Source organism: Mesorhizobium silamurunense (genome assembly GCF_014843825.1).
Lineage (GTDB): Bacteria > Pseudomonadota > Alphaproteobacteria > Rhizobiales > Rhizobiaceae > Mesorhizobium > Mesorhizobium silamurunense.
Genome location: NZ_JHQR01000334.1, coordinates 1 through 4,276, shown reverse-complemented (window position 1 = coordinate 4,276; position 4,276 = coordinate 1). Strand labels below are relative to the sequence as shown.

At 65.3% G+C, this 4,276-nt stretch carries 4 protein-coding genes; all 4 read left to right on the top strand.

All coding sequences use genetic code 11. From position 1 onward, the window contains the following. Positions 1-1,480, top strand: a 1,480-nt coding sequence (locus DH10_RS31695; protein ID WP_192385715.1) for an ABC transporter substrate-binding protein, incomplete at its 5' end; no start/stop codon positions are given. 71 nt (positions 1,481-1,551) lie between these two features. Beyond that, positions 1,552-2,505 (top strand): ABC transporter permease, encoded by a 954-nt coding sequence (locus tag DH10_RS31690; RefSeq protein WP_312891316.1) that lies wholly within the window; start codon positions 1,552-1,554, stop codon positions 2,503-2,505. Beyond that, positions 2,502-3,383 carry an ABC transporter permease gene (locus DH10_RS31685; protein WP_192254672.1) on the top strand — a complete coding sequence of 294 codons (882 nt, stop codon included), beginning with the start codon at positions 2,502-2,504 and terminating at the stop codon, positions 3,381-3,383. Before DH10_RS31690 ends, DH10_RS31685 begins: the two co-directional genes overlap by 4 nt. After that, on the top strand, positions 3,376-4,276 hold a 901-nt coding region (locus DH10_RS31680; protein WP_192385714.1), incomplete at its 3' end, for an ABC transporter ATP-binding protein. The genes DH10_RS31685 and DH10_RS31680, both read left to right, overlap by 8 nt.

The following is a 4,276-nucleotide window of genomic DNA, read 5'->3' as shown; positions in this document are numbered from 1 at the left end:
GCCCTCGCTTGCCCGCGCTCAAGGGGCGCCCGGCGCCACCATCCGCGTCGGCAGCAACGTGCCGTCCGCCGCGATCGACCCGGTCACCATCGCCGACGCCGGCGGTCTGCTGGTGCTGCAGCAAGTCGCTGAATTCCTCTGCATCGACGGCCCGGACCTGGTGCTCAAGCCGGCGCTCGCCGAAAGCTGGAAGCCGAACGCCGACGGCACGGTGTGGACCTTCACACTGCGCAAGGGCGTCAAATTCCACTCGGGCGGCGAGATGAAGGCCGACGACGTGGTGGCCAGCATCGACCGTCTCGCCGACCCCGCCAACTCGTCCAACGCGCTGTCGGTGTTCAACGGCATCCTGCAAAAGGGCGCCACCAAGAAGGTCGACGACTATACCGTCGAGTTCCATCTCGACGCGCCGAACGGCAACTTCCCCTACATGGTTTCGTCCGACAACTACAACGCCGTCATCATCCCCGCGAGCTACAAGGGTGGCTACGAACAGAGCTTCGACGGCACCGGTCCGTTCAAGCTCGAAAAATACACGGCCAAGGTCGGCGCCTCCTTCGTGCGCAACGAGGATTATTGGGGCGAGAAGGCTTTGCCGGAACGCACCGAGTTCACCTTCTTCTCCGACATGCAGGCCCAGATCCTTGCCTTGCAGGGCGGCCAGATCGACATCATCAACCAGATGCCTGTTCTGGCCGGCGTCGGCCTGCTCAACGATCCGAACGTCGACATCATCAGTCTGAAGTCGGTGGCGCACCAGCAACTGCACCTGCGCTGCGACGACGGCCCGATGAAGGACCCGCGCGTGCGTCGCGCCATCGCGCTCAGCATCGACCGCAAGGAGCTCGTCGCCGGCCTGATGAAGGGCCGCGCGCAGGAAGGCAACGACAGTCCGTTCGCGGGCGTCTATCCGTCGACCGACACCAGCGTGCCGCAGCGCGAACAGGACATTGCGCAGGCCAAGCAGCTGATGGAGGCAGCGGGCGCCGGCAAGGGCTTCAAGGTGACGCTCACCACCGAGCGCTATCTGGAAATCCCGGAATACGCGCAGCTCATCCAGAACTGGGTCAAGGAGATCGGCATCGAGCTCGAGCTCAACATCCTCGACCAGGGCGCCTATTACGGCGATGCGGTGTTCGGCAAATCGAACTGGCTGGATTCGGTGATGGGCATCACCGACTACGGCCACCGCGGCGTGCCGAATGTCTACCTTGCGGCGCCGCTGAAGAGCGACGGCACCTGGAATGCCGCCCACTTCAAGAACAAGGACTACGACCAACTAGCGACCAGCTATATCGCAGCCCTCGACCTCGAGGCGCAGAAGGCCACCGCCGGCAAGATCCAGAAGCTGCTGCTCGAGGAAACGCCGGTGATCTTCGGCTATTTCTACGACTACCTGACTGCGACGGCGAAGGGCGTGGCGGGCGTTCAGCCCACCGCCATGTCGCAGCTGTTCCTCGAGAAGGCCTCGAAGGGCTGACGAGAGCGAACAAAGCTTATCCCTGACAGCCGGCTCTCCACGGAGAGCCGGCTCCAATAGGAGTATTCGCCATCCTCGCCTTCCTCGTCCGGCGCCTGGCTCTGTCGCTCGTCACGCTGTTCCTGCTCAGCGTCATGGTGTTCCTCGGCGGCCAGGTGCTGCCCGGCAATGTCGGCCGCGCCATATTGGGACCGTTTGCAGACCAGCGCGCCGTCGACGCGCTCAACCACTCGCTCGGCGTCGACCGCCCGCTGCTCGTCCAGTACGGAACCTGGATTTGGAATTTCATCCGGGGCGACATGGGCACGTCCTACATCTTCCGTGCGCCGGTGGCGCCCTTCGTCATCGACGCGCTCGGCAATTCGCTGAAGCTGGCATCGATCGCCTTCGTGCTCGTGGTGCCGATCGGCATCCTCGGCGGCGTCATCGCCGCGCTCAACCTCAACCGGCCGCTCGACCGCATCATCAGCCTAGGCGGCCTGTCGGTGACGGTGCTGCCGGAATTCGTCACCGGCATCATCCTGATCCTGATCTTCGGGGTGTGGCTGCGCTGGCTGCCGATCGCTGCAGCCTGGCCGAAAGGCGCCGGCTTCTTCACCCAGATCTACTATCTGATCCTGCCGTCGCTGCCGCTGTTTCTGGTTCTGTTCGGCTACATCGCCCGCATGGCGCGATCCGGCATGATCGAGGCGCTGGATTCCGACTATACGCGCACCGCCGTGCTCAAGGGCTTGCCGTGGCGCACGGTGATCTGGCGGCACGTGCTGCGCAACGCGCTGTTGCCGACCATCACCGTCATCGCCACGCAGACCGGCTACCTCATCGGCGGCCTGGTCGTGATCGAGACGCTGTTCCGCTACCAGGGCATCGGCTCGCTGATCTTCACCGCGGCGCGCGGCAAGGATTTCCCGATGCTGGAGGCCGGCATCCTCACCATCGGCATCGTCTACGCGGTGGCAACGCTTGTCGCCGATTTCCTCTATTCCGTGCTCAATCCGCGTATCCGGCTGGGGGCAGAGCAATGAGCGCAACCGACAGCCCCGCCACTATCCCGGTGCCGGACACCGCGCGGCGCAGCCCGTGGGGCGAGGTGCTGCATTCGCTGCTGCGGTCAGGCACCTTCCTGACCGGCTTCGGCATCGTCCTGTTCTGGATCATTTGCGCGCTGTTCGGCGAGCACTTCGTGCCCTACGACCCGCTTGCCGACGACATCATCAACGCGCTGGCGCCGCCGTCGGCCGAGCACTTGTTCGGCACCGACCAGATCGGCCGCGACGTCTTCTCGCGCGTCATCGTCGGCTCACGCGACATCCTGACGGTGGCGCCGCTCGCTACCCTGCTCGCGACCGTCGCCGGCACCGCGCTCGGGCTCCTGATCGGCTATTTCCGCGGCATCGTAGACGACATCGTCAGCCGTGTGCTGGAAGCTTTCATGGCGATCCCGGTGGTCATCATCGCGCTGCTCGCCATCGTCGCGCTCGGCACGTCGAAGGCAACCGTCATCGTCGTCATCGGCTTGAGCTTCGCGCCGATCATCGCCCGCACGGTGCGCTCGGCGGTGCTGGCCGAACGCGAGCTCGACTATGTCGCGGCGGCAAAGCTGCGCCACGAGGGCGCGCTGCACACGATGTTCGTCGAGATCCTGCCCAACGTCATACCGCCGATCCTGGTCGAGACGACGGTGCGCCTCGGCTATGCGATCTTCGCCGTCGCAACGCTCTCCTTCATGGGCTTCGGCATCCAGCCGCCCTCGCCCGACTGGGGGCTCTCCATCTCCAGCAATTACGGCATGATCGGCGGCGGTTTCTGGTGGACGGTGCTGTTCGATGCGCTGGCGATCGCCTCGCTGGTGATCGGCGTCAACCTGGTGGCCGACGGCGTCCATGGAGCGTTCAATGACTGAGAAGAATGCGCTCGAACTCAACGACCTCTCGGTCGCCTATCGCGTTGGCGGCCGCAACCGAGCGGTGCTGCGCAATGTCAGCCTCACCATCGGCCGCGGCGAGGCCTACGGGCTGGTCGGCGAATCCGGCTGCGGCAAGTCTACCGCGGCGCTGTCGGTGGTGCGCTACCTGCCGCGCAACGGCTCGATCACCGGCGGCTCGATCGCGCTCGATGGGCAGGACGTGATGAAGCTCGACGCCGAGGCGCTCAGGCGCGCCCGCGCGGAAAGCGTGTCGATGGTCTATCAGGACCCCGGCAAGGCGCTGAATCCGTCGCTGCGCATCGGCCGCCAACTGACCGAGATTTTCGAGCTTGCCGGCATCTCGGGACAGGCGGCGAGCGACAAGGCGATCGCGATGCTGAACCTTGTGCGGATCTCGGATCCGGCCAGCGTCATGCAGCGCTATCCGCACCAGCTTTCCGGCGGCATGCAGCAGCGCGTGGCGATTGCCATGGCGCTGGCCAACGACCCGTCGATGCTGATCCTCGACGAGCCGACGACGGGCCTCGATGCCACGGTCGAAGCCGAAGTGCTCGACCTGATCGCTCAGCTGAGAAGAGAACTGTCGGCCTCGATCCTGTTCATCAGCCACAACCTCGCTGTCGTCTCCAACATGTGCGACCGCGTCGGCGTGCTCTATGCCGGCATGCTGGTCGAGGAAGGCTCGACGAAGGACGTCTTCAACGATCCGCGCCATCCCTACACGGTGGCGCTGCTACGTTGCCTCCCGCGCGGCGGCCAGCGCAAGGACCAGGGCCGCCTCGACACCATCCCCGGCTTCCTGCCCGGCATCGGCGCCAATATCGTCGGCTGCGCCTTCGCCGACCGCTGCGCGCTGGCGACGGAGCGCT